Here is a 22,050-nt window from a genome sequence, read left to right as displayed (position 1 = left end):
ATGGTTCGATACCGAGACCACCTACACCATCGCCGAGCGCCTCTCACGCTCCCTCGGCATCGACCCCCATCCCTGGCTCCACACCAAAACCGCACCCGACACCGGGTGAGCGGCCGCGGCGTCGGCGCGGCGCAGCGGTCCGGATTTTCCTCTGGATCGATGCGGATGGAGAGGCTCTTCTGTCCGCCTGCGCCGAACTGGAGGAATGCGGGCATGGGGGATTTCGCCAAAATCGTCGCGCTGGCGGCCGAGCGCCGCGGTGGCATGGACGTGCTCGAACGCGCCCTCGCCGAGACGAAATCGCGGACGCCCGCCGAGATCGCCGCGACGCCGGACGACCGCATCCTGGCGGAGATGACCCGGCGCATCTTCAATGCCGGCTTCGCCTCCAAGGTGATCGCCGCGAAATGGGACGGCTTCGAGGCCGCCTTCGACGGCTTCGATCCGCACCGCTGTGCCGCACTGTCGGAAGAGCGGTCCGACGGGCTGCTGCAGGACAGCCGCATCGTCCGGCATGGCGCCAAGATCCAATCGGTTGTCGCCAACGCCCAATTCCTGCTGGACCTGGCGGCCGAGCATGGCAGCGCCGCGACATTTCTCGCCGATTGGCCGGATGCCGACTATGTCGGCCTGCTGGAGGTCCTGAAGAAGCGCGGCAATCGCCTCGGCGGCGACACCGGCATGCGCTTCCTGCGGGCGATCGGCAAGCCGGCCTTCATCCCGACCGGCGATGTGGTGGCCGCGCTGATCCGCGAAGGCGTCCTGGCCAAGCCGCCGGGCGGCAAGGGCGACTTCAAGACCATGCAGCAGGCCTTCAACCGCTGGTCGGTGGAATCGGGCCGCGACCTGACCGAGATCAGCCGCATCCTCGCCATGAGCATCGGCGACGTCGGCCACGGCCGCCGATAGGAGGCGTCGCTTCTGCCGCAAGGCGAGACCCTTTCGAAATTCCCAATACCGTCATTGCGAGCGAAGCGAAGCAATCCAGGGCCGCTCGCATCGGCCCCTGGATTGCTTCGTCGGCTTCGCCTCCTCGCAATGACGAACGAGGGGTGGGTGTTGCGAAAGGGTCTCGCCAAGTGGAAGAGGCAACCCAAATGTCGCGAACTGCCGCGGATGGGCGGCAGTCCGTCCTTACGGAGCAAACCGGGTGAAGACGTAATCATGGTTTTTCACCCCGGCCTCGTGGCAGGCGAAGCAGGTCTCGTGCTGGGCCTGGTCGACCGGCTTGCCGTCGATGAAGCGGCCGAAACCCCAGCCGCCGGTGTCGGCGTAGCGCTTCGAATCCTTGACCATGACCTGCACTGTCGTCGCCGCGCCGGGGATGTAGGCCGGCGCGAACTCGGTGGATTGGACATGCTTCCAGGCCAGCTTGACCAGGATGGTGCCGTCGGGGAAGGGCAGGGTGCCGTCCTGATAGGCCTTGATCGCCGTCGGGTTGCCGACCACGACGCGCAGCTCGTTCAGCGGATCGGTCTCATGCGCCGGCGCGATGAACGGCCATTGCCGGTAGCCCTCGGGGATCGTGACCCCGTAGATCGGCGAGGCATTGTCCGGGCTGCCGCCCGGCGCGGCCAATGCGACAGCGGCGACCACGGAGGATGCGAGGACGGCCCCGAACAGGGCGATACGGGCGGGTTTCATCTGGCGACTCCTGCTTGGCGTGCGGCCGCCATCCAAGCAGGAGTGGAGAAGATCCGCCCGTTAGGACTTGTGAGCGGCCGCTCAGTTCAGCGGGATCGAGAAGTTCAGCGTCAGGGTCTCGACGCCCGGATTCACATCGCCGATGCCGGCGTTGGAGATGTGATGGAAGGCCGCGCCGATCCGCATCCGGTTATCGAACTCCCAGGCCGCCTCGACGCCGGTGCGGAATTCGACGGTCGAGCCCATGTCCCGGCCGTCGCCGTTGAAATAGGCGCCGACCGCGGCGTTCGGCGACAGGATGAAGTGCGGGCCGAAGCGGACGTCGAGCATGCCGCCGCCATAGAAATAAGTGGCCGATTCGGTGTTGGCCTCGATGCCGATGAAGGGCCGAATGCGCAGGAACTGCTCATTGAAGCGCAGCTCCACCCGGCCGATGCCGGCGCCCTCCTTGTCACGGTCCTCGTGATCCTTGTCGCCCTTGTCGTTCAGGATGTTGTAGTAGCCGGCCCCGAGCGTCAGCGACAGCGGCAGGTCGGTGGCGCCGTTGCCGACGCGGATGTCGCCGATGTCCGAGCTCTCGCCGAGGATGCCGGCGGCGAGGATCGCGGCCGAACCGATGCCGATCCAGATCGGCACATTGGCGGCCTGCGCCGCCTGCACGGATCCAAGCAACACAGCAGCCGCCGCGACACCGGCCAGGAGCTTCTTCATTCTGCACCCTTCATTCCTGCCGGGGCTGCGGCCCCGGGGTCCGGGATGATTACGGGCGTGCGAAACCCGACGCAACGCTTTTCCGCCGGTTCACTGCGCCGGGGCCGCGGTGTCCGGGCCGCTGTCGCCGCGCTGGTCGAGGCGCAGCTCGATGCGGCGGTTGCGGCGATAGGCCTCGGGCGTGTTGCCGGTGTCGAGCGGCTGCCACTCGCCGAATCCCGCGGCCGCCATGCGCTGCGGCGGAATGCCCTGGCTCGACAGGTAGTTCAGCACCGACAGCGCCCGGGCGGTCGACAGCTGCCAATTGGTCGGGAACGGGCCGCCGGTGATCGGCTGCCGGTCGGTGTGGCCGTCGATGCGCAGCAGCCAGTCGACATCGGGCGGGAATTGGGCCGCGATTCGCTTCAGCGTCCCGGCGAAGGTGGCCAGCTGCTCCTCGCCGCCCGGCTGCAGATCGGCCGACCCGACCGGGAACAGCAGTTCCGACTGGAACACGAAGCGGTCGCCGACAACGCGGACGTCCGGCCGGTCGCCGAGGACGTCGCGGAGCTTGCCGAAGAAGGCGGAGCGCGAGCGGCTGAGCTCGTCGACCCGGCGCACCAGTGCCTGGTTCAGGCGCGAGGTCAGATTGGCGATCTCGACATCCTTGTCGCTGACCGTCTTCTCCGAATCGCGCAGCGTGCCCTCGATATCCGACAGCTGCCGGCGCAGCGCCGCCGCCTCGGCCGCCAGCTGCTCGCCACGGCTGCGCTCGCTTTCGCTGGTCGTCTTCTCGGTCGCCAGCGCCGTGGTGGCGCGGTCGAGCGTGCCGCTGAGCTCGGCGATGCGGGAGTCGAGCTGCGCGATCCGGGCGGTCAGGTCCTGCACGTCCTTCTGCGAGGCGGCGACCTGAGACTCCAGCGTCTGGGCGCGCTGCTGTCCGGCCTGCACATCCTGCTGCGACGTGGCGAGCTGCGTCTCCAGCGCCCGGGCGCGCTCCTGCCCGGCCTTGACGTCCTGCTGGGACGCGGTGAGCTGCCTCTCCAGCGCCTGGGCGCGGTCCTGCCTGGCTTTGACGTCCTGTTGCGACGTGGCGAGCTGTGTCTCCAGCGCCTGGGCGCGCTCCTGCCCGGCCTTGACGTCCTGCTGCGACGCGGTGAGCTGCGTCTCCAGTGCCCGTGCGCGTTCCTGCCCGGCCTTCAAATCCTGCTGGGCGCGGTCCCGCTCGGCCTGGGTGCGGTCGAGGTTGGTCCGGGTGCGGTCGAGCTCGGCGCCGAGATCCGAGGCCTCCTTGCGGCTGGCCTCCAGCGCGGTCGAGAGGTTGCCGACCGTCAGGTCGCGGTCCTGGGTGCCGGTGCGCAGCGTCGCCAGGTCGGATTGCAGCTGGGCCAGCTCGCGCCGCTGCCGCTCGATCGTCGCCTGGTTGTCCCGGATCACGCGCGTCGCCTCCTGCAGCTGGGCGTCGCGATCGGTGGTGCCACCGGCCAAGGTCTCGACCTGGGCGAGGGCGTCGCGCAGCTGCCGGTCGATGGCGTCGCGGTCCTGCTGCACGGCGGCGAGGCGGTTGCCGAGATCGGTCCGCTCGCGGGCGCTGCCGTCGAGGTCGGCGGACAGGCGGTCGATGCGGGTCTTCAGGTCGCGCCCGCTGTCCTGCTCCAGCGCCAGCCGGTCGGTCAGCTCGGAGACTTGGCGGTTCAGCCGGCCGACCGTCTCGTCGCGGCCGCTGACCACCGTCGACAGGTAGAATTGCGAGGCCAGGAACACCATCAGCAGGAAGATGACGACCATAAGCAGGGACGACAGCGCGTCGACCCAGCCCGGCCAGACATCGATCTGGCGTCGTTCGTTGAAGGAGAACCGGCCGCGCATCGCCATGCTCTCTCAGCGCCCCTCGGAGCCTTCGGCCAGGGCGGCGATGGTGCGGGCCAGCAGCTTGATCTCGCCCCGGATCTCGCCGGAGAGCTGGATCCGGCCGGTCGACATCTCCTCGATCATCCGGCGCATCGTGGTGTCCAGGCTGCGGATGTGCTGGCGGGTCGGCTCGTCGATGCCGAAGCGGTCGGATTCGAGCGCGGTGGCGAGACGGCCCAGCACCGCGGCGGTCGCCGCCTGGCCCTCGGCCAGCCTGGCCGTCATCGCCTGCTGGCCCTGCAGATGGTCGTCGATGGCTGCCAGCTGGCCGGCGACGGCGCCGAGCGCGCCGCCCTGGCCACGGCGCTCCTCCTCCGCCTGCACGGTCAGGCGGCGCAGCGCGTCGAGATTCTCCGCGGTCTGGGCCACCACCGATTCGATGTAGGCCGGGAACACCGGCTCGCCGGCCTCGATCTCATAGCCGCCCTGCTGCGGGCCGGAGGAGAGGCGGGTGTTGGCCGACAGCCAGTCCTCGAGCTCGTTGTAGAAGCGGTTCTGCGCCTGGCTCGCCTGCAGCTCGAGAAAGCCCAGGGCCAACGAGCCGGCGAGGCCGAACAACGAGGCGCTGAACGCGGTGCCCATGCCCGTCAGCGGCGCCTCCAGCCCGTGCTTCAGCGTGGCGAAGGCGGCGGTGGGATCTGCGGCCTCCATGTCCAGCCCGGCGATCACGCCGCTGGCCGAGCGCACCGTCTCCAACAGGCCCCAGAAGGTGCCGAGCAGGCCGAGGAAGATCAGCAGGCCGATCAGGTAGCGCGAGATCTCGCGGCTTTCGCTGAGCCGGGCGCCGATGGCGTCGAGCAGGGAGCGCAAGGCCATCGGCGACAGGCTGAGCTCGCCCTGCTGCTCGGCGATCACCCGGGCGATCGGGGCCAGCAGGCGCGGCTGCACCGGTGCGATCCGGCCGCCCTGGGCGCGCTGCGCCAGATGCGCCTCGATCCAGCGGATGTCGGGCTCGAGGTTCAGGACCGCCCGGAAGCAGAACACGATGCCGAACACGGTGGTGGCCAGGATCACGCCGTTCAGCGCCGGATTGGCCATGAAGGCCGTGGACACGCCCGGCCCCAGCACCGCGGCGACGATGGCGACGATGACGACGAAGGCCGTCATCCGGACCAGGTACCGCCGCGGGCTGGACATCGCCGGGCGTATCGAGGTCGGGCGGGATGCCAGGGCGGTGATCGACATCGGGGGCTCTCTACTGGATCCGGAGGTCGACGCGGTCCGCGGGCTGGTCCGGCGGCGAGGTGTTGCCGAGCGCGCGCAGGGCGATGCGCTTGCCGTCGACGCCGCGGTCGATCAGAAAGGAGCGGATGTTGAGCGCCCGGCTGAGCGAGAGGCGGCGGGCATTGGCCGGGTCCGGCTTGGCCCCGGCATAGGACCTGATCTCGATCTGGCTGGCGCCGTCGGCGGCCAGCCGCTCGACCAGGCCGGACAGCAGGTCGCCGGCCTCGGTGCCGATCTCCTCGGTGCCGGGGGTGAAGCGGATGCGGAAGCCGTCGCCGACGATCAGGCCGACCATGTCGCCCGGGGCCATCCCCGGCACGGCCTTGGCCTTGACGTTCGGGTCGGCGAAGCCGGCGCCCCTGACCACCACGTCGGCGTCATAGGCCGGCGCCGGCTCGTCGACCAGGCCGGGCAGGGACGGGATGGCGGGCTGGTCCGGCTCCAGGAACGGGATCGGGCCGGTCACCGGCCCGGCCGAGGTCGGCACCGGCAGTGCCGCGGGCGGCGCGGTCTCGCCGCGGGTCAGGATGCGGGTGTCGAGCGGCAGGTCGCCGGCGGCGAGCGGATCCTCCGCCCTCGCGGTCGCTGCCCCGACGATCAGGGCAGCGGGAAGGACCAGGACCGCCATGCGGGCCCACGCCCGCTGGACGATCTGCTGACGGTGGGCCAAGCCGAACCTCACAACGCTACGGACCATGGATCATACACCCGCATGCAACGGGGCGGACCATAGCCTAGCGGAGGAGGGCGAAACAATCGCCAAGCGGCGATGGTTGGGCCGCCTTTAGCACAAAGGCTGGCTAGGAGGCGGCGGCGGCCTTCGGCGCGCGCGGGGCGCGGGCCTTGGCCATCGCCATGGCCAGGGTCTTGTGGATCAGCGCATTGCCGRCCACCACCGTCTCCGCGGTCAGGGCCGGGCCCTTGCCGTCGATGTCGGTGACGAAGCCGCCGGCCTCCTGCACCATGACGATGCCGGCGGCGATGTCCCACGGGTTCAGCCCGGCTTCCCAGAAGCCGTCGAAGCGGCCGGCGGCGACATAGGCGAGGTCAAGCGACGCCGCGCCCATGCGGCGGATGCCGGCGACATGCGGCATGATCATCGCCAGCTCGCGCTGATAGGCGACGCTGTCGCCGCGGCCCATGAAGGGCATGCCGGTGCCGATCAGCGCGTCCGGCAGGTTCTTGCGGGCGGAGACGCGCATGCGCCGGTCGTTCAGGAAGGCGCCGGCACCCTTCTCGGCCCAGTACAGCTCGTCGCTCACCGGGTTGTAGATCACGCCGGCCACCGGCACGCCTTCCTGCTCCAGCGCGATCGAGATCGCGAAATGCGGGATGCCGTGCAGGAAGTTGGTGGTGCCGTCGAGCGGGTCGACGACCCAGCGCCGGTCCTTGTCCTCGCCCTCGACCACGCCGCCTTCTTCCATCAGCCAGCCGAAGCGCGGGCGGGCGCGGGTCAGCTCCTCGCGCAGGGTCGCCTCGGCCTTGAGGTCCGCGGCCGACACGAAGTCGGCGGGGCCCTTGCGGCTGACCTGCAGATTTTCGACCTCGCCGAAATCGCGGACGAGGCCGCGCCCGGCCTTCTGGGCCGCGCGGATCATGACGGTGATGAGGGGGGAACGTCCGGCCATAAGGGGAGATCAGTCCTTCGCGCGCTCGAGATAGGTGCCGTCCGCCGTGTTGATGACGATCCGGGTGCCCGAGGCGATGTGCGGCGGCACCATCACGCGTGTGCCGTTCTCCAGCACCGCCGGCTTGTAGGAGGAGGAGGCGGTCTGCCCCTTGACCACCGGATCGGCCTCGGCGATCGCCATCGTGACGGTCTGCGGCAGCTCCAGCGACAGCGGCGAGCCTTCATACATCGTCACGGTGCAGACCATGCCTTCCTGCAGGAAGCGCGCCGGCTCGCCGACCACGTCGACCGGCACCTGGGTCTGCTCGAAGCTCTCATTGTCCATGAAGGTGAAGTGATCGCCTTCCTGGTACAGGAACTGCATCTCGTGCTCGTCCAGCCGGGCCCGCTCGACCGTCTCCTGGGTGCGGAACCGCTGCTGCGTCTTGGTGCCGGTGCGGGCGTCGCGCATCTCGACCTGGATGACGGCGTTGCCCTTGCCCGGCTGAATGATCTCGATCTTGGTCACCAGCATCAGCTTGCCCTCGTATTCGAGGACGTTGCCGGGCCGGATCGTGATGGCGTTGACCTTCATGGCGGATCTTCTGCAGATAAATGCGTTTCGCGCCCCACTGGCGCGCCGGGGCGGCACGACAGGGCGGCGCGATGGGCGCGGACCCTAGCAGCAAGTCCCGCCAAGGGCAACGTCGAGTCGGCGCTGCGACGGCAACGCTGCGCCGCGTCACGCGACCTGCTATCGAAGCGGCATGACTGGATCGGACAGGACCATGACGACGGAACCGGGCATTCGGGGCTTGCGCGGCCGCTGGTGGCAGAGCGGCGTCTATGCCCGCAAGCGGCCCTATCTGGAGGCGCGGGCGCGGATCACCGCCGCGGTGCGGCAGGTCTTCGCCGAGCGCGGCTTCCTTGAGGTCGACACCCCGGCGCTGCAGGTCTCGCCGGGGCTGGAGCCGCATCTGGTCGCCTTCGCGACCGAGCTGCGCGGGCCGCATCCGGACGACGCGCAACGCCTCTACCTGCACACCAGCCCCGAATTCGCGATGAAGAAGCTGCTCGCGGCCGGGCTGGAGCGGATCTTCCAGATGAGCCACGTGTTCCGCAACGCCGAGCGGTCGGCCACTCACCACCCGGAATTCACCATGATCGAATGGTACCGGGCGGGGGAGGGGTACCGGGTGCTGATCGACGATTGCCGCGCCCTGTTCCAGGCGGCGGCGCGGGCCGCGGGGAACGACCGGCTGAGCTGGCGGGGACAGGAGTGCGACCCCTTCGCCGAATGGCGGGTGCTGACGGTGCAGGAGGCGTTCCTGGAGTTCGCCGGCATCGACCTGCTGGCGACGGCGCCGGACCCGCTCGATCCCAACCTGGCCCTGCTGAACGCCGCGACCACCGCGATCGGCATTCCCGCGCGTGACGGCGACCGCTGGGACGACCTGTTCTTCCGCGTGTTCCTGGAACGGATCGAGCCCCGGCTCGGCCTCGGCAGCCCCTGTGTCCTGACCGACTACCCGCTGTCGATGGCGGCGCTGTCCCGGCCGAACCCGGCCGACCCGCGCACCGCCGAACGATTCGAGCTCTATGTCGCCGGGCTGGAGCTGGCGAACGCCTTCGGCGAGCTGACCGACGCCGCTGCCCAGCGGGCGCGGTTCGAGGCCGACATGGACCTGAAGCAGCAGCTCTACGGCATGCGCTACCCGATCGATGAGGACTTCCTGGCGGCGCTGGACCCGGACCGCGGCGGTGGCCTTCCCGATTGCAGCGGGATCGCGCTAGGGTTCGATCGCCTGGTGATGCTCGCGACCGGGGCTGACCACATCGACGACGTGCTCTGGGCGCCCGTCATCGGAACGATGGTCGCACGCTGAGCGTTTCGGCCGGGCATCCGAGGATGCTACTTGGCGTCCGAGGGGCCGTTCCGTCGATCCGGAGTTCTTGATGATCCTGCATCCCGACTGCGAGGCGTATCTGGAGGCGATGGAGCGCTGGCGGGAGAAGACGAGCATCCAGTCTTGGGCCGATATCGGGGCGGACCGGGCAAGGGCGATGTTCAGCGAGCTGACGCTGTCGCGGATGCCGAAGCTGCCGGAGATGGACCTCGTCGAGGATTATGAGATCGAGGGCCGGGCCGGCCCCCGCCGGCTGCGCATCCTGCGGCCGAGAGGGGCCGGGACGCGCCCGCTGCCGGTGGCGCYGTATTTCCATGGCGGCGGCTATGTCCTCGGCGGCATCGAGGAGAGTGAGGACGAGGCCCGGCGGATCGCCGCCAACACCCCGGCGCTGGTGATCTCGGCCAGCTACCGCCTCGGCCCCGACCATCCGTTCCCGGCGGCGATCGACGACGCTTATGACGCGCTGCTCTGGGCCGCGCATCACGCTGCGAGCTTCGGTGGCGATCCGCGCCGGCTGATGGTCGGCGGCACCAGCTCCGGCGCCGGCCTGGCCGCCGCGATCAGCCGGCTGGCGGCGACCGAGAACGGGCCGCGCATAGCCCTGACCTATCTGCTGTGCCCCTGGCTCGACATGACCATGAGCCAGCATTCGGTGCTGGACTACGGCGAGGGCTACGGCCAGGACCGGGTCGACCTCGAATGGTTCCGGCAATGCTATCTCGGGCCGGACGAGGCGCCGGACCACCCGCTGGCCTCGCCGATCCTGCACCCGATTCCGGCGCGGTTGCCGAAGACCTTCGTGCTGGCGGCGGAATGCGACCCGCTGCGCGACGAGGCGCGGGTCTATGCCCGGATGCTGAAGGAGGCGAAGGTGCCGGTGACCTATGTCATGGCGCCCGGCATGATCCACGCCTTCAACGCCCTGATCCACCTGATCCCCGGCGGCCTGCCGCAGATCGCCGCGATCGATGAGGCATTAAGAGGGGTGTGAGCCGTCCTTCATATCGTCCACAGGATGTAGTATCGTAGCTACATGCAGTGGCGAGGAGTGCGATGACGAAGATCTCCAGCCGTGAGTTCAACCAGGACGTCAGCCGCGCCAAGCGAGAGGCCGATCGGGCGCCTGTCGTCATCACCGATCGCGGCAAGCCGGCCTATGTATTGATGAACCATGACACCTATCGCAAGCTAACTGGGCGCCAACCCTCCATCCTCGACCTGCTCGACCTTCCGGGAACGGAGGACATCGATGTCGATCCGCCGCGAATCGACATCGTATCGCGCACACCCGACCTCGAATGAGTTTCCTGCTCGACACCAACGTCGTATCGGAGACGCGGAAGCGGGGTGGTGCCCGGCCCAGCGTCATGGCGTGGCTGGCCTCAGTGCCTGCGGCCGATCTCTATCTGTCGGCGATCACGATCCTGGAACTCGACCAAGGGCGGCTGTCGGTGACCCGCCGGGACCCGACACAAGGCGAGCTGCTGCGACGCTGGATCGAGGAGCGGGTCCTGACGGCGTTCGACGGCCGGATCCTGCCAGTCGATCTGCCTGTGGTGCGGCGGTGCGCATCGTTGCAGGTTCCCGATCGACGCCCCGTCACCGACGCTCTGATCGCGGCCACGGCCCTGGTCCACGGCTTCACGGTGGTCACCCGTAATGTCCGCGACTTCGAACCGATGAATGTACCGCTGATCGATCCGTGGCTGATGTCGGACAAGCAGACCTAGATACGGGTTCGCGGTCTCGAGCCGAAGCTGCGCCTATCCGAAATCCTGCTCGACCCTGAACCGGGTCCCGACCACGGCGGCGATGCGGATGCGGGTGCCGGCGGGCAGGTCCGGGCCTTCCACGGCCCAGGTCGCGTCCGCGATCCGGATGCGGCCGACGCCGTTGGCGATCGGTTCGGTCAGCGTCACGATGCGGCCGACATACTGCTCGCCACGGCGGTTCAGCGTCGGCTGGTCGCTGGCCTCGGTGTGCGGCTTCAGCCAGACGCGCCATGCCACGACGCTGACGATCGACAGCACGGCGAAGATCAACACCTGGAATTCCCAGCCGATCGCCGGGATCACCCAGGACAGCAGGCCGACGATGCCGGCGGCGATGGCGAGCCAGAGGAAGAAGGTGGCGGGCGCCATCACCTCGAGGATCAGCAGCACCACGCCGGCGATCCACCACCACCAGAATTCCGGCCCCTGCACGATCATGCCTTCGGCCCCCACGGCCCGCCCTCGGGCGCCGGCGCGGCGGGATCGGCCGGCGGCCTGCGGGGCGGCAATGCGGTCGGCGGTGCACCGTCGCGTCCGAACGCCTCGCGCGCGATCTCGGCGATGCCGCCGATGGCGCCGATCACATTGGCGGCGTCGAGCGGCAGGAACAGCACCTTGTGGTTCGGCGCGCTGGCCATCGCCTTCAGCGAATCGACATATTTGGTGGCGACGAAGTAGTTGAGCGCCTGGACGCTGCCATTGGCGATGGCCTCGCTGACCATGCCGGTCGCCTTGGCCTCGGCCTCGGCCGAGCGCTCGCGTGCCTCGGCGTCGCGGAACGCCGCCTCGCGCCGGCCCTCGGCCTCCAGGATCGCCGCCTGCTTCAGGCCCTCGGCGCGCAGGATCTGAGCCTGCCGCGTGCCCTCGGCCTCGAGGATGGTGGCGCGGCGGTCGCGCTCGGCCTTCATCTGCCGGCCCATGCTCTCGACCAGGTCGCGCGGCGGGGTGATGTCGCGGATCTCGATGCGGGTGACCTTGACGCCCCAGGGTTCGGTGGCGTCGTCGACAACCTTCATCAGCTTGACGTTGATCTGGTCGCGGTTGGACAGCAGCTCGTCCAGGTCCATCGAGCCCATGACCGTGCGGATGTTGGTCATGGTCAGGTTGATGATCGCGGTTTCGAGGCTGCCGACCTCATAGGCCGCCTTGGCCGCGTCCAGCACCTGGTAGAAGATCACGCCGTCGACCGTCACCATGGCGTTGTCGCGGGTGATGATCTCCTGCTGCGGCACCTCCAGCACCGTCTCCATCATCGACAGCTTGGCGCCGATCTGGTCGACGAAGGGGACGATCAGGTTCAGGCCGGGACGCAGGGTGCGGGTGTAGCGGCCGAACCGCTCCACCGTCCATTCGCGGCCCTGGGGCACCGATTTGACGCCCATGAAGATGACGACGATCGCCAGGACCAGGATGGCCAGGACAATGATCGCAAACGGCGAAATCGGCATGATGAAATTCCGCTCCTCTTGGCGTGGCCGCAGTGTGCCATAGCGGCCACAGGGCAGGCCGGATTATTTCACCGGAACTTTGTGGCGGAATCGCAGCGAGGCGGCAGCTGGGGGGCGACCCGGGGCGGGTCGCGCGGATCAGGGCTCGAACTGCTCCTTCAGGATCCGCTCCTCCAGCGTCTTGCCCGGATCGAACAGCAGATGCAGCGACACCGAGCGGTCCTCGGCGATCTCGACCCGCGCCACGTCGCGCACCTCGGTCGAATCGGCGACGGCGCTGACCGGACGCTTCGGCAGCTCCAGCATGTCGAGCACGATCTTGGCGCGCTGCGGCAGCAGGGCGCCGCGCCAGCGCCGCGGCCGGAAGGCGCTGATCGGAGTCAGCGCCAGGATGCCGGCGCTGAGCGGGATGATCGGCCCATGCGCCGAAAGGTTGTAGGCGGTGCTGCCGGCCGGGGTCGACACGATCGCCCMGTCGCAGATCAGCTCCGGCATGCGCACGATGCCGTCGACTGTGATTCGCAGCTTCGCGGTCTGCCGCGTCTGGCGCAGCACCGAGACCTCGTTGATGCCCAGCGCCTCATGCATCGCGCCGTCGACCGTGGTCGCCCGCATCCGCAGCGGATGCAGGATCACGGTGCGCGCCGCCGCTACCCGGCTGGCCAGATCCTCTTCCTGGAAATCGTTCAGCAGGAAGCCGACCGAGCCGCAGTTCATGCCGTAGATCGGCCGGCGCCGCTCGACGCAGCGATGCAGCGTCTCCAGCAGGAAGCCGTCGCCGCCCAGGGCGACGATGACGTCCGCCGATTCCGGGGCGTGCTGCCCCCAGCGGGCGACGAGCCGGGCCTGGGCCGCCAGGGCCTCGGCGGTGTCGGCGGCGAGGATCGCCATGCGCGGCGGGGCCGGATCGGGGGAAGCGAGTGTCATGGCCGGTGACTGTAATCGAAGTGGAGCCGCGGTCCACCCCGGCCGTGAGGCAGCGTGAAGCGGCCGTTCACGGTCGTTTCACGGGAGGTGCGGGAGAGTGGCCGGGTCATCAACGGGGAACGCCGCAGAGGGAGGGCAGTTGGATGATGATTCCGGCTTTGGTGGGAGTGTTCGCAACGGTGGCCGTGCTGCTGTCCCGGTGCGGCCTGAGCTTCGCGGTGGTGACCGCCGGCACGGCGCTGTCGGGGACCATCCTGATGCTCACGCTGTGACCGGCGGGACTATCCCCCGGTCACGCTCATGTGCCGCGCCACGGCGGGCTGCGTGTGGCGGCGGTCGATGAAGAAGTCATGTCCCTTCGGCTTGCGCAGGATGGCCTCGCGAATCGCGGTCTCCAGTGCCGCATCGGTCGGGTCGGCGCGCAGCGGCGCCCGCAGATCGGCGGCGTCGTCCTGGCCGAGGCACATGTACAGGGTGCCGGTGCAGGTCAGCCGCACCCGATTGCAGCTCTCGCAGAAATTATGGGTGAGCGGGGTGATGAAGCCGAGCCGCCCGCCCGTCTCCTCGACCCGGACATAGCGCGCCGGCCCGCCGGTGCGATAATCGGTATCGGTCAGGGTCCAGCGCCGGGCGAGGTCGGCCCGCACCTGCGACAGCGGCAGATACTGGTCCAGCCGATCCTCGCCGCCGATGTCGCCCATCGGCATCACCTCGATCAGCGTCAGATCGTGGCCGTTCTCGCCGCACCAGCGGATCAGCGAATCGAACTCGTCGTCATTGACGCCCTTCAGCGCCACGGCGTTGATCTTGACCTTGATGCCGGCGGCCTTGGCGGCGGCGATGCCGTCCATCACCTTCTCGAACTTGCCCCAACGGGTGATGGCGAGGAACTTGGCCGGGTCCAGCGTGTCGAGGCTGACATTGATCCGGCGAACGCCGCAGGCGGCCAGGTCCTCGGCATGGCGCGCGAGCTGGCTGCCATTGGTGGTCAGCGTCAGCTCCTCCAGCGCGCCGGTGCCGAGATGCCGCGACAGGTTGCGGATCAGCGTCATCACGTCGCGCCGGACCAGCGGCTCGCCGCCGGTCAGGCGCAGCTTGCCGACGCCGTAGCGGATGAAGGCGCTGCACAGCCGGTCCAGCTCCTCCAGCGTCAGCAGCTCCGCCTTTGGCAGGAAGGTCATCTCCTCCGCCATGCAGTAGACGCAGCGGAAGTCGCAGCGATCGGTCACCGACACGCGCAGATAGCGGATGGCGCGGCCGAACGGGTCCACCAGCGGGGCGCTGGAGGCGGGGGACGGATCGATCCGGGGCGTCGGCGTCTGGAGCGTCATATACGACAATATAGGACGCCCCCCCGGCGAACGCGATAGGCCGCTCTGCGACGAACGCGTATGATTTTCCGCAATGTGAGAAGAAAGCGGGGACCAATGATCCGCAGACTGGTGGGCGTGCTGCTGCTGGTGGCCGGGGTGTTTCTGGTGGTTGGCGCTGTCGCGGGCGCCTGGGACCGCGAGGCGTGGCGCGAGAGCGCGGTCGAGGTCCAGGGCTTGGTCGTGCCGCCCGGAGCCGGGGACCGGTCGTCGCCGGCGCTGGCCAAGGCGCAGACGGTGGTGCGGCTGGGCACGCTGCGCGCCGTCTACGCCGCCGTCGACACCGGCCTGGCCACGACGCCGCAGCCGGGCGACCGGGTGCCCGTGCTGATCGACCCCGACCAGCAGGACCAGGCCGTGCTGGACCATCCGCTGGCGATCTGGGGCAACCAGTTGATCGCCGGCGGCCTTGGCCTGGTGCTGGCGCTGGTCGGGCTGGTCATGATGCGGTCCCGGTCGCGACAGCCGGTTGCGGCGGGCACTACCGCAACGGCGATCGCGGCGGCGCTGCGCCAGGTGGCGGCGCGGCGGACCGAAGCCAAGCCCGCGCCGCAGCAACAGGGAGCCGCGTCGTTCCGGGTCGCGCGCCCGATTGTCGCAGGGACGGTGGTCCAGCGCATGCGCGACAGCCCGGTCACCGTGCAGCGAGCCGGCGGCCCGGCCGTGAGCCGCATCGTCGAGCGGCCGGCCGGCGCCGGCCCGATTCTGATCGCCGCCCTCGTGGTGGTCGTGCTGGCCGTCGTCCTGGTCGCCTTGGCATGAGCTTGGCCGGCGCCGCGGTCCCGCCGGTGCTCGGCGTGATCCTGGCCGGCGGCCTGGCGCGGCGCATGGGCGGCGGCGACAAGGCGCTGCGGTCGCTGGCCGGCGTCACGCTCCTCGACCGGGTGATCGCCCGGGCGGCGCCGCAGGTGGCGGCGCTGTGCCTCAACGCCAATGGCGACCCGTCCCGCTTCGCCCGCTGGGCCCTGCCGGTGGTGCCGGACGATGTGCCCGGCGCGCCGGGGCCGCTGGCCGGCATCCTGGCGGCGCTGGACTGGGCGGCCGAGACCAGGCCGGAGATCGATCTGATGGCGAGCTTTCCCTGCGACGCGCCCTTCATTCCGCGCGACCTGGTGGCGCGGCTGGCGGCGGCACGGCAGGAGCAGGGTGCGGAGATCGCAGTCGCCGCCTCGGGTGGCCGGACCCATCCGGTGGTGGCGCTGTGGCCGGTGGCGCTGCGCGGCGACCTGCGGTGGGCTCTGGTCAAGGAGGACATCCGCAAGGTCGAGCGCTGGATCGCCCGCCACCCGACCGCGGTGGTCGAGTTCGCCTGCGACCCGGTCGACCCCTTCCTCAACGGCAACACGCCGGAGGATCTGGCGGAGGCGGAGGGGCTGCTGGCGCGGCATCCGGAGCTGGCATGACGGCCGAACCGGTCGCGCCGGCCGGCCACTGCTGACGATCAACGAGGGCGGAGATCGAAGGGAAAGGCGTAGCTGGCCATGCGCGCCGGGGGAGCAGGAACGGGCGACGCGGCCCGCACCTTCCGCAGCAGTTCCCTGTCTACGGTGCTGGACCCTGAGGACCGGGTCAGCTCCACCGAGCTCAGGCTTCCGTCGGCCTCGATGGTCACCGTGACTGTGGCCATCGTCTGCTCCCGCACCAGCGAGTTGACCGACCTGATGCGCGGCCGAAGGTAGGCGGAGAGCCGGCTCGCGTAGGTGGCTTTCGCCTGAGCGCTGGGCGCGGATGCGGCGGGTGGCGGGGGCGAAGCCTGCGGCGGCAGCGCCGTAGTCTGGGCGGGCGCTTCCGTCGGCTGCTYCGTCCGGCGCGGCTGCTCGCGCCGCTGCCGGCGTTCGACGTGGGGCTTCGGCCTGGTCGGCGGCGGCACCACCTCCGGCTTGGCCGCTTGCACTGCCTCCGGCTCGACGGCCTGGACGGCGTCGGGCACAGCGGCGACCACGGCTTCGGTCTCGCCGGTCGTGGTCACCAGCTCCGGCGGCGGGGTTTCCGGCGCCGGCTCCGGCAGCTCGACCTTGGCGGCCTCCGTCACCGGCGTCTCGGCCGGCGGGGCCGGCTCCTCGACGACGGTCTCGACCGGCTCAGGCTGGGCCGTCTCAATCGGCTGGGTCTGCGCGGTCTCGACGGGTACCGCCTCGGCCGGCTGGATCTGCTCCGGCTGCGCGGTCTCGACCGGTTCCGCCGTGTCCAGCGCGTCCGCCGGCCCGCCGAAGCCGGCCATCTCGATCGCCATCGGGGTCTCGGCCGGCACCGGCTCGGCCGACCCGGTCAGGCTGGGCAGCAGCAGCGCGACCACGCCGGCGTGAATCAGCGCGGACGCGGCATAAGCGACGCCGCGTCCGGTCACGCGCAACCGGGTCATGGCGTGGTCGGCGCGGCGCCGGCCCCGGCCCCGGCTGCGGCAGGAACGCCGGCAGCGCTCGGCTGGGACGGTGCCCCCTGGGCGATCAGCGACACCTTGGTGAAGCCGGCCTGGCCGACCACGCCCATCGCCTCCATCACCTTGCCATAGGGTACGTCGCGGTCGCCGCGGACATAGACCACCGCCTCCGGATTGGCCTGATAGGCCGCCGCCAGTGCCGCGGGCGCGGTCTCCGGCGTCAGCACCTGGCCGTTCTCGATCGACCAGGTCCCGTCCTTGTCGACGGTCAGGATCACCGGCTTCTGCGGCTGGCCGATCTTGGCAGCGCTGGTCTTCGGCAGGTCGACCGGCACACCGACCATCATCAATGGCGCCGCGACCATGAAGATGATCAGCAGCACCAGCATGACATCGACCAGCGGCGTGACGTTGATCTCGGCCAGCGGCGCATAGTCGTCGCCGCCATCGCCGGAATCGAGCAGGGCGCCGGCCATTACTCGGCGGCCTCGCGCCGGGCGGTGGCGGCGCGCCGCCTGCCGGACAGGTGCTCGGCCATCTGGCCGATGGCGGTGATGAAGGTCTGGTTGATCCGGCGCAGATCGGTCGAGAACTTGTTGTAGGCCATCACCGCCGGGATCGCTGCGACCAGGCCGATCGCGGTGGCGAACAGTGCCTCGGCGATGCCGGGGGCCACCACCGCCAGGCTGGTGTCCTGCGAGCTGGCGATCGAGGTGAAGCTGTTCATGATGCCCCACACCGTGCCGAACAGCCCGACGAAGGGCGCGGCCGAGCCGATGGTGGCCAGGAAGGGCAGGCCCAGCTCGCGCCGGCGGATTACCTCGCCGGCGGCGCGGCGCATGGCCCGCTCGATCCGGTCGCGGCACTCGGCCCGGCTCTCCTCGGGGTCGACCGCCCGCCACTGGGCCAGGCCGGCCTCGACGATCGGCTTGGCCGGGTCGGCCGGGATCACGTCGACCTCGTGCTCGGTGTCGACCCGTCGGCGCAGCCCGGCGGCGGCGCGGCGCAGCCGGCCGATGGTGAACATCTTGTCGATGACGATGCCCCAGCAGCCGATGGAGGCCAGCACCAGCAGCGCCAGCACGCCCTGGACGATGATGTCCGCCTGCTGCACCAGGGCGATGATCGAGAGATCGTGCGACATCGGTGGCCTCCTCAGCGCATCAGGGCGACGGGCAGGCGCGACCTGGTCTCGATCCGGTCGATGCAATCGGCCACCGAGCCGGCCTCGGTCCGGCAGTCGAGCACGTCGTTGACCAGGACCGAGCCGATCGCGTCGCAGGCCAGGCCCGAGACCTCGAAGGCCTTGACGCTGGTCTTGCGGGCGCGCAGCGGCGCGGCGTCGACCGCCAGGCGTTTGCGGATGGCGCCGTCGGTGCCGAAGAAGACGAGGTCCAGCTTGAACGACTGGTAGGCGTCGCCGCCGGTGCCGAACACCATGTTCACGGCGCAGTTCTGGCCGCGCGCCTCGAGCGTGTTGAGCTCCAGGCTGACGCCGTTCGGGGGCGCGGCGGGAGCTGCGGTTTCGGCCAGGGCCGGCGCCGCGGAAAGGGCCAGGAGCAGGGCGGAGAGCGCGGACACTGATTGGCGTCGGCTGGTCATGATGTCCTCAAAGCGGAACAAGGAGGGGCCTGTCGGATCGTGGGGGCGCCGGCGGCGGGCAGCGTGCACAGGACATGCGAAAACGCGGCCGAAACATGGGCCGCCTGGACTGCAGAAGCATGGCGAGAACCTGTGCGGGCGACGGGTCCTCGCGCAGACCTGGCGGCGGGCGGTGCCCGGCTTGCTGGGCGCGCGAGCGAGGGGGCTACTTGGTCAGGATGAGCTTGCTGTTGCGGGTGATCCGCAGGCGGTAGACGTCGTCGCCGTGCTGGATCGTCAGCTCACGGCGGGCGCCGAACAGGTCGCGCGTGTCGAGGCTGGCAGCGGCGGGCCGCTGCGGCGGCTCGACGGCATGCGCTGTGGGTTGATCCAGCATGGTCCCCATCCACTGTGTGATTGATTGATCGGGCAATCGATGTTGAGAGTCATTCTCATACCCTTATGCGTCGGTCAAGCAAATGCGTGTCATTCCTAATTGCATTTGCCGAAAACGCCGATCGTCGATGGGAGAGGCCGAGGCTGGAAACCTTGTGAAACGCGATATTTGGTGCCGCCGGCCCCGGCGCGCATATAATGCGGCAACAGTGGTGGCCGGTGAGGGCGGTGCTGATGGAGACAGGGCTGGCGATGACCGAGGTTCAGGAGATCGAACGCAGGCCTGCGGAGCGGCCGGTCCTGCCCTCAGCCGGCCTCCCGATCTGCGAGGACCGCGTGGTCGAGCGCTTCCTCGACCGTCCCGCCGCCGCGCGCAGCGACACCGAGTTCCTGCGCAAGCTCAACCGCAGCCTGTTCGACGGGCCGGAATATCGGCCGAGCGTGCCGAGCCTGCGCAGCCTGGTCATGGTGGCGATGGTGGCGCTGCTGGCCGTGGGGGCGGCGGCGCTGATCGGCACCGCCTGGCACGATCTGGGCGGCGACCGGGCCGCGCAGCAGGAGGCGCGCTGATCCGCGGGTCCGGTCCGATGGCCTCAGCTGTCGTATTGCAGCAGCGAGATGACCGGTGCGTCGAGCTTCTGGCGCCCGCCGAGGAAGGACAGCTCGATCAGGCAGGCGGCGCCGCGGACATCGGCGCCGACCCGGCGCAGCAGCTGGATCGCCGCCGCCATGGTGCCGCCGGTCGCCAGCAGGTCGTCCAGCACCACCACCTTCATTCCCGGCTTGATCGCGTCCGCCTGGATCTCGATCGCGTCCGACCCGTATTCGAGCTGGTAGAGATGGCCGATGGTCTCGCCCGGCAGCTTGCCGCGCTTGCGGCACATCACGAAGCCGCAGCCTAGTACATAGGATAGTGGCGCCGCCGCCAGGAACCCGCGAGATTCGATGCCGACCAGCATGTCCGGTTGCCACTCACGAACCTTGGTCGCCAGGCTGTCGACGGCGTGCCGCCACGCTTGCGGATGGGCCAGAAGCGGCGAGATGTCGTAGAACAGGATGCCTGGCTTGGGAAAATCCGGGATACCGCGGATGTGCGACTTGAGATCCATGAGACGTCCTTGGTTGCGGGCCGGAGCGGCCCTGCATCGTAGTGCCTGCCGCCCGAAAGGCAATTCGCAGGTGCGGCAGCCGCTTGGCCGAGGGGCTACGCGGTGACGACAGCGGCGGCGGCCACGGACGCCGAGGCCCGGATCGACAGCAGCGTCGAGCGCGGCGTCACCCGCCTGCGCCTGGAGGGGCCGTGGGTGACGCGGGCCGCGGCGCCGCTGGACCGCGAGCTGTCCGAGCTGGTGCAGAGCTCGGTGAAGGGCGAGGTGGTGCTGGACCTGTCCGGCGTCACCCGGCTGGACACGGTCGGCGCCTGGCTGGTGCACCGCACCCAGGAGGATCTGGCCGCGGCCGGCGCCACGGTCCGGGTCGAGGGCGTGTCGGATGACCAGAAGGGCCTGCTGGAGGCCGTGTCGCGGGTCGAGCGCGACGAGCCGATCAAACGCCCCCACCGCAACATCCTGTACGAGCTGGCGCTGCGCACCGGCAAGTCGACCTATCATTTCCGCGACGAGGCGCTGGAGCTGCTGAGCTTCCTCGGCATGCTGGTGGTCAAGAGCATCGCCACGGTGCTGCACCCGAGCCGGATCCGCATCACCGCGCTGGCGCACAACATCGAGGCCACCGGCCTCAACGCCATGCCGATCGTCGGCCTGCTGTCCTTCCTGATCGGCGTCGTGCTCGCCTATCAGGGGGCGGACCAGCTCAGCCGCTTCGGCGCCCAGATCTTCGTGGTCAACCTGCTCGGCGTGTCGGTGCTGCGCGAGCTCGGCGGCCTGATCACCGCGATCATCGTCGCCGGCCGCTCCGGCTCGGCCTTCACCGCGCAGATCGGCACCATGCAGGTCAACCAGGAGGTCGACGCGATGGAGACGCTGGGCCTCGATCCAATCGAGGTGCTGGTGATCCCGCGGGTCTTCGCCCTGGCCATCACCCTGCCGCTGCTGACCTTCTACGCCAGCATGATGGCGATCTTCGGCGGCGCGCTGATGTCGTATTTCGTGCTGGACATCAGCGGGCCGCAGTTCCTGCAGCAGTTCAAGGCGGCGATCACTGTCGGCACCTTCTGGGTCGGCATGGTCAAGGCCCCGGTCTTCGCCTTCGCCATCGCCATGGTCGGCTGCTATGAGGGGCTCAAGGTCTCCGGCAGTGCCGAGAGCGTCGGCCGGCTGACCACCCAATCCGTCGTCGTCTCGATCTTCCTGGTGATCGTGCTCGACGCCCTGTTCTCCATCCTGTTCGCCACCCTGGGAGTCTGATCATGCACAAGGACCCCCAGGCCCCGCCGCCTGAGGCGCCGGACGACGATGTCGTGATCCGCGTGCGCGGGCTGAAAACCCAGTTCGGCAGCCAGGTGATCCACGACGGGCTGGATCTCGACGTTCGGCGCGGCGAGGTGCTGGGCGTGGTCGGCGGCTCCGGCACCGGCAAATCGGTGCTGCTGAAGGAGATCATCGGCCTGATTCGGCCCGCCGCCGGGTCGCTCAAGGTGCTCGGCATCGACATGGACCAGGCCGACGAAGCGGAACGCCGCTCGGTGCAGCGGCGTTGGGGGGTCATGTTCCAGGACGGCGCCCTGTTCAGCTCGATGACCGTGGCCGAGAACATCCAGGTGCCGATGAAGGAGTATACCCGGCTGTCGCACCATATGATGGACGAGCTGGCGCGGGTGAAGATCGCGATGGCCGGCCTGGCCTGCAGCGCCGGCATCAAGCATCCCTCCGAGCTGTCTGGCGGCATGCGCAAGCGCGCGGCGCTGGCACGGGCGCTGGCGCTGGACCCGGAGATCCTGTTCCTCGACGAGCCGACCGCCGGCCTCGACCCGATCGGCGCCGCCGCCTTCGACGAGTTGATCTCCGAGCTGCAGCGCAGCCTGAAGCTGACGGTGTTCATGGTCACCCACGACCTCGACAGCCTGGTCACGATCTGCGACCGCATCGCCGTGCTGATCGACAAGAAGGTCGTGGTCGACACCTACGAGAGCCTGCTCAAGGTCGACCACCCCTGGATCCAGTAATACTTCCACGGGCCGCGCGGCCGCGCCGCGGCGGCCGAGCATGCCGCCCTGGAGCGCGCGCAGA

The 22,050-nt window shown here is 69.6% G+C and carries 27 protein-coding genes; 10 read left to right on the top strand and 17 right to left on the bottom strand.

Annotation, left to right across the window (positions count from 1 at the left end):
• Positions 1-213 precede the first annotated feature (213 nt).
• The gene (locus AB4Z01_RS32150) at positions 214-909 is read left to right on the top strand and encodes a DNA-3-methyladenine glycosylase I (RefSeq protein ID WP_441700369.1); all 696 of its coding nucleotides are present in this window, start codon (positions 214-216) and stop codon (positions 907-909) included.
• Positions 910-1,134: 225 nt separating this feature from the next.
• On the opposite strand, the gene AB4Z01_RS32145 is transcribed toward AB4Z01_RS32150, so the two are convergent.
• From AB4Z01_RS32145 to efp, 7 genes are all read right to left on the bottom strand, one after another.
• Positions 1,135-1,644, bottom strand: a complete 510-nt coding sequence (locus AB4Z01_RS32145; protein ID WP_441700368.1) for a cytochrome P460 family protein — start codon at positions 1,642-1,644, stop codon at positions 1,135-1,137.
• 81 nt (positions 1,645-1,725) lie between these two features.
• A complete protein-coding gene (locus AB4Z01_RS32140) occupies positions 1,726-2,355 on the bottom strand; it encodes an acyloxyacyl hydrolase (RefSeq protein WP_441700367.1) in 630 nt (209 codons plus the stop codon).
• A gap of 90 nt (positions 2,356-2,445) precedes the next feature.
• Positions 2,446-4,209, bottom strand: a complete 1,764-nt coding sequence (locus tag AB4Z01_RS32135; protein ID WP_441700366.1) for a peptidoglycan -binding protein — start codon at positions 4,207-4,209, stop codon at positions 2,446-2,448.
• 6 nt (positions 4,210-4,215) lie between these two features.
• Complete coding sequence (locus AB4Z01_RS32130; protein WP_441700365.1) at positions 4,216-5,430, bottom strand: flagellar motor protein MotA; 1,215 nt, start codon at positions 5,428-5,430, stop codon at positions 4,216-4,218.
• A gap of 10 nt (positions 5,431-5,440) precedes the next feature.
• Entirely contained in the window at positions 5,441-6,139 is a 699-nt protein-coding gene (locus AB4Z01_RS32125; RefSeq protein WP_441700364.1) for an OmpA family protein, read from the bottom strand.
• 130 nt (positions 6,140-6,269) lie between these two features.
• Positions 6,270-7,097 carry an inositol monophosphatase family protein gene (locus tag AB4Z01_RS32120; protein WP_441700363.1) on the bottom strand — a complete coding sequence of 276 codons (828 nt, stop codon included), beginning with the start codon at positions 7,095-7,097 and terminating at the stop codon, positions 6,270-6,272.
• A gap of 9 nt (positions 7,098-7,106) precedes the next feature.
• Positions 7,107-7,673 (bottom strand): elongation factor P, encoded by a 567-nt coding sequence (gene efp / locus AB4Z01_RS32115; protein WP_441700362.1) that lies wholly within the window; start codon positions 7,671-7,673, stop codon positions 7,107-7,109.
• A gap of 193 nt (positions 7,674-7,866) precedes the next feature.
• Here efp and epmA point away from each other — a divergent pair, with 193 nt between their 5' ends.
• The 4 genes from epmA to AB4Z01_RS32095 all read left to right on the top strand — a co-directional run bounded on the left by epmA (position 7,867) and on the right by AB4Z01_RS32095 (position 10,718).
• The gene (gene epmA / locus AB4Z01_RS32110) at positions 7,867-8,964 is read left to right on the top strand and encodes an EF-P lysine aminoacylase EpmA (protein WP_441700361.1); all 1,098 of its coding nucleotides are present in this window, start codon (positions 7,867-7,869) and stop codon (positions 8,962-8,964) included.
• A 70-nt stretch (positions 8,965-9,034) separates the two neighbouring features.
• Entirely contained in the window at positions 9,035-9,979 is a 945-nt protein-coding gene (locus tag AB4Z01_RS32105) for an alpha/beta hydrolase (protein WP_441700360.1), read from the top strand.
• Between the two features lie 62 nt (positions 9,980-10,041).
• Positions 10,042-10,290 (top strand): type II toxin-antitoxin system Phd/YefM family antitoxin, encoded by a 249-nt coding sequence (locus AB4Z01_RS32100; protein WP_441700359.1) that lies wholly within the window; start codon positions 10,042-10,044, stop codon positions 10,288-10,290.
• Positions 10,287-10,718, top strand: coding sequence for a type II toxin-antitoxin system VapC family toxin (locus tag AB4Z01_RS32095; RefSeq protein WP_441700358.1), 432 nt, complete (start codon positions 10,287-10,289; stop codon positions 10,716-10,718). The genes AB4Z01_RS32100 and AB4Z01_RS32095 overlap by 4 nt, the downstream gene beginning before the upstream one ends.
• A 33-nt stretch (positions 10,719-10,751) precedes the next feature.
• Here AB4Z01_RS32095 and AB4Z01_RS32090 read toward each other — a convergent pair whose 3' ends face one another.
• From AB4Z01_RS32090 to moaA, 4 genes are all read right to left on the bottom strand, one after another.
• On the bottom strand, positions 10,752-11,213 hold the full coding sequence (locus AB4Z01_RS32090; protein WP_441700357.1) for an NfeD family protein: 462 nt from the start codon (positions 11,211-11,213) through the stop codon (positions 10,752-10,754).
• Positions 11,195-12,208 (bottom strand): SPFH domain-containing protein, encoded by a 1,014-nt coding sequence (locus tag AB4Z01_RS32085; protein ID WP_441700356.1) that lies wholly within the window; start codon positions 12,206-12,208, stop codon positions 11,195-11,197. Before AB4Z01_RS32085 ends, AB4Z01_RS32090 begins: the two co-directional genes overlap by 19 nt.
• Before the next feature lie 138 nt (positions 12,209-12,346).
• Positions 12,347-13,135 carry an NAD kinase gene (locus tag AB4Z01_RS32080; protein WP_441700355.1) on the bottom strand — a complete coding sequence of 263 codons (789 nt, stop codon included), beginning with the start codon at positions 13,133-13,135 and terminating at the stop codon, positions 12,347-12,349.
• Positions 13,136-13,416: 281 nt separating this feature from the next.
• Complete coding sequence (gene moaA, locus AB4Z01_RS32075; RefSeq protein WP_441700354.1) at positions 13,417-14,466, bottom strand: GTP 3',8-cyclase MoaA; 1,050 nt, start codon at positions 14,464-14,466, stop codon at positions 13,417-13,419.
• Between the two features lie 96 nt (positions 14,467-14,562).
• Here moaA and AB4Z01_RS32070 point away from each other — a divergent pair, with 96 nt between their 5' ends.
• Both AB4Z01_RS32070 and mobA read left to right on the top strand, forming a co-directional pair.
• The gene (locus AB4Z01_RS32070; RefSeq protein WP_441700353.1) at positions 14,563-15,267 is read left to right on the top strand and encodes a hypothetical protein; all 705 of its coding nucleotides are present in this window, start codon (positions 14,563-14,565) and stop codon (positions 15,265-15,267) included.
• A complete protein-coding gene (gene mobA, locus AB4Z01_RS32065) occupies positions 15,264-15,908 on the top strand; it encodes a molybdenum cofactor guanylyltransferase MobA (RefSeq protein ID WP_441700352.1) in 645 nt (214 codons plus the stop codon). The genes AB4Z01_RS32070 and mobA overlap by 4 nt, the downstream gene beginning before the upstream one ends.
• A 38-nt stretch (positions 15,909-15,946) precedes the next feature.
• On the opposite strand, the gene AB4Z01_RS32060 is transcribed toward mobA, so the two are convergent.
• The 5 genes from AB4Z01_RS32060 to AB4Z01_RS32040 all read right to left on the bottom strand — a co-directional run bounded on the left by AB4Z01_RS32060 (position 15,947) and on the right by AB4Z01_RS32040 (position 18,863).
• Positions 15,947-16,867, bottom strand: a complete 921-nt coding sequence (locus tag AB4Z01_RS32060; protein WP_441700351.1) for a TonB family protein — start codon at positions 16,865-16,867, stop codon at positions 15,947-15,949.
• Complete coding sequence (tolR, locus tag AB4Z01_RS32055) at positions 16,864-17,361, bottom strand: protein TolR (protein ID WP_441700350.1); 498 nt, start codon at positions 17,359-17,361, stop codon at positions 16,864-16,866. Before tolR ends, AB4Z01_RS32060 begins: the two co-directional genes overlap by 4 nt.
• The gene (locus AB4Z01_RS32050; RefSeq protein WP_441700349.1) at positions 17,361-18,029 is read right to left on the bottom strand and encodes a MotA/TolQ/ExbB proton channel family protein; all 669 of its coding nucleotides are present in this window, start codon (positions 18,027-18,029) and stop codon (positions 17,361-17,363) included. The genes tolR and AB4Z01_RS32050 overlap by 1 nt, the downstream gene beginning before the upstream one ends.
• An 11-nt stretch (positions 18,030-18,040) precedes the next feature.
• A complete protein-coding gene (locus AB4Z01_RS32045) occupies positions 18,041-18,487 on the bottom strand; it encodes a Tat pathway signal sequence domain protein (RefSeq protein ID WP_441700348.1) in 447 nt (148 codons plus the stop codon).
• Between the two features lie 205 nt (positions 18,488-18,692).
• On the bottom strand, positions 18,693-18,863 hold the full coding sequence (locus AB4Z01_RS32040; RefSeq protein WP_441700347.1) for a hemin uptake protein HemP: 171 nt from the start codon (positions 18,861-18,863) through the stop codon (positions 18,693-18,695).
• Between the two features lie 251 nt (positions 18,864-19,114).
• On the opposite strand from AB4Z01_RS32040, the gene AB4Z01_RS32035 reads away from it, so the two are divergent.
• Complete coding sequence (locus AB4Z01_RS32035; protein WP_441700346.1) at positions 19,115-19,432, top strand: hypothetical protein; 318 nt, start codon at positions 19,115-19,117, stop codon at positions 19,430-19,432.
• Positions 19,433-19,455: 23 nt separating this feature from the next.
• Here the strand turns inward: AB4Z01_RS32035 and AB4Z01_RS32030 are convergent, their stop codons facing one another.
• A complete protein-coding gene (locus tag AB4Z01_RS32030; protein ID WP_441700345.1) occupies positions 19,456-19,971 on the bottom strand; it encodes an adenine phosphoribosyltransferase in 516 nt (171 codons plus the stop codon).
• 102 nt (positions 19,972-20,073) lie between these two features.
• Here AB4Z01_RS32030 and AB4Z01_RS32025 point away from each other — a divergent pair, with 102 nt between their 5' ends.
• Positions 20,074-21,228, top strand: a complete 1,155-nt coding sequence (locus tag AB4Z01_RS32025) for an ABC transporter permease (RefSeq protein WP_441700344.1) — start codon at positions 20,074-20,076, stop codon at positions 21,226-21,228.
• A gap of 2 nt (positions 21,229-21,230) precedes the next feature.
• On the top strand, positions 21,231-21,986 hold the full coding sequence (locus AB4Z01_RS32020) for an ABC transporter ATP-binding protein (RefSeq protein WP_441700343.1): 756 nt from the start codon (positions 21,231-21,233) through the stop codon (positions 21,984-21,986).
• Positions 21,987-22,050 lie beyond the last annotated feature (64 nt).

This window comes from Inquilinus sp. YAF38 (assembly GCF_052113205.1).
Classification (GTDB): domain Bacteria; phylum Pseudomonadota; class Alphaproteobacteria; order DSM-16000; family Inquilinaceae; genus Inquilinus.
The sequence above is the reverse complement of the archived record's forward strand: the minus strand, read 5'-3'. Positions and strand labels throughout refer to the sequence as shown.

What these genes read in the sequence shown, in the direction of transcription:
- AB4Z01_RS32145 (WP_441700368.1), bottom strand. Translation starts at nt 1,644, where the DNA reads ATGAAACCCGCCCGTATCGCCCTGTTCGGGGCCGTCCTCGCATCCTCC.
- AB4Z01_RS32020 (WP_441700343.1), top strand. Translation starts at nt 21,231, where the DNA reads ATGCACAAGGACCCCCAGGCCCCGCCGCCTGAGGCGCCGGACGACGAT.
- AB4Z01_RS32095 (WP_441700358.1), top strand. Translation starts at nt 10,287, where the DNA reads ATGAGTTTCCTGCTCGACACCAACGTCGTATCGGAGACGCGGAAGCGG.
- AB4Z01_RS32035 (WP_441700346.1), top strand. Translation starts at nt 19,115, where the DNA reads ATGACCGAGGTTCAGGAGATCGAACGCAGGCCTGCGGAGCGGCCGGTC.
- moaA (WP_441700354.1), bottom strand. Translation starts at nt 14,466, where the DNA reads ATGACGCTCCAGACGCCGACGCCCCGGATCGATCCGTCCCCCGCCTCC.
- AB4Z01_RS32150 (WP_441700369.1), top strand. Translation starts at nt 214, where the DNA reads ATGGGGGATTTCGCCAAAATCGTCGCGCTGGCGGCCGAGCGCCGCGGT.
- AB4Z01_RS32045 (WP_441700348.1), bottom strand. Translation starts at nt 18,487, where the DNA reads ATGACCAGCCGACGCCAATCAGTGTCCGCGCTCTCCGCCCTGCTCCTG.
- AB4Z01_RS32130 (WP_441700365.1), bottom strand. Translation starts at nt 5,430, where the DNA reads ATGTCGATCACCGCCCTGGCATCCCGCCCGACCTCGATACGCCCGGCG.
- epmA (WP_441700361.1), top strand. Translation starts at nt 7,867, where the DNA reads ATGACGACGGAACCGGGCATTCGGGGCTTGCGCGGCCGCTGGTGGCAG.
- AB4Z01_RS32030 (WP_441700345.1), bottom strand. Translation starts at nt 19,971, where the DNA reads ATGGATCTCAAGTCGCACATCCGCGGTATCCCGGATTTTCCCAAGCCA.
- AB4Z01_RS32070 (WP_441700353.1), top strand. Translation starts at nt 14,563, where the DNA reads ATGATCCGCAGACTGGTGGGCGTGCTGCTGCTGGTGGCCGGGGTGTTT.
- AB4Z01_RS32040 (WP_441700347.1), bottom strand. Translation starts at nt 18,863, where the DNA reads ATGCTGGATCAACCCACAGCGCATGCCGTCGAGCCGCCGCAGCGGCCC.
- AB4Z01_RS32140 (WP_441700367.1), bottom strand. Translation starts at nt 2,355, where the DNA reads ATGAAGAAGCTCCTGGCCGGTGTCGCGGCGGCTGCTGTGTTGCTTGGA.
- AB4Z01_RS32100 (WP_441700359.1), top strand. Translation starts at nt 10,042, where the DNA reads ATGACGAAGATCTCCAGCCGTGAGTTCAACCAGGACGTCAGCCGCGCC.
- tolR (WP_441700350.1), bottom strand. Translation starts at nt 17,361, where the DNA reads ATGGCCGGCGCCCTGCTCGATTCCGGCGATGGCGGCGACGACTATGCG.
- mobA (WP_441700352.1), top strand. Translation starts at nt 15,264, where the DNA reads ATGAGCTTGGCCGGCGCCGCGGTCCCGCCGGTGCTCGGCGTGATCCTG.
- AB4Z01_RS32050 (WP_441700349.1), bottom strand. Translation starts at nt 18,029, where the DNA reads ATGTCGCACGATCTCTCGATCATCGCCCTGGTGCAGCAGGCGGACATC.
- AB4Z01_RS32085 (WP_441700356.1), bottom strand. Translation starts at nt 12,208, where the DNA reads ATGCCGATTTCGCCGTTTGCGATCATTGTCCTGGCCATCCTGGTCCTG.
- efp (WP_441700362.1), bottom strand. Translation starts at nt 7,673, where the DNA reads ATGAAGGTCAACGCCATCACGATCCGGCCCGGCAACGTCCTCGAATAC.
- AB4Z01_RS32135 (WP_441700366.1), bottom strand. Translation starts at nt 4,209, where the DNA reads ATGGCGATGCGCGGCCGGTTCTCCTTCAACGAACGACGCCAGATCGAT.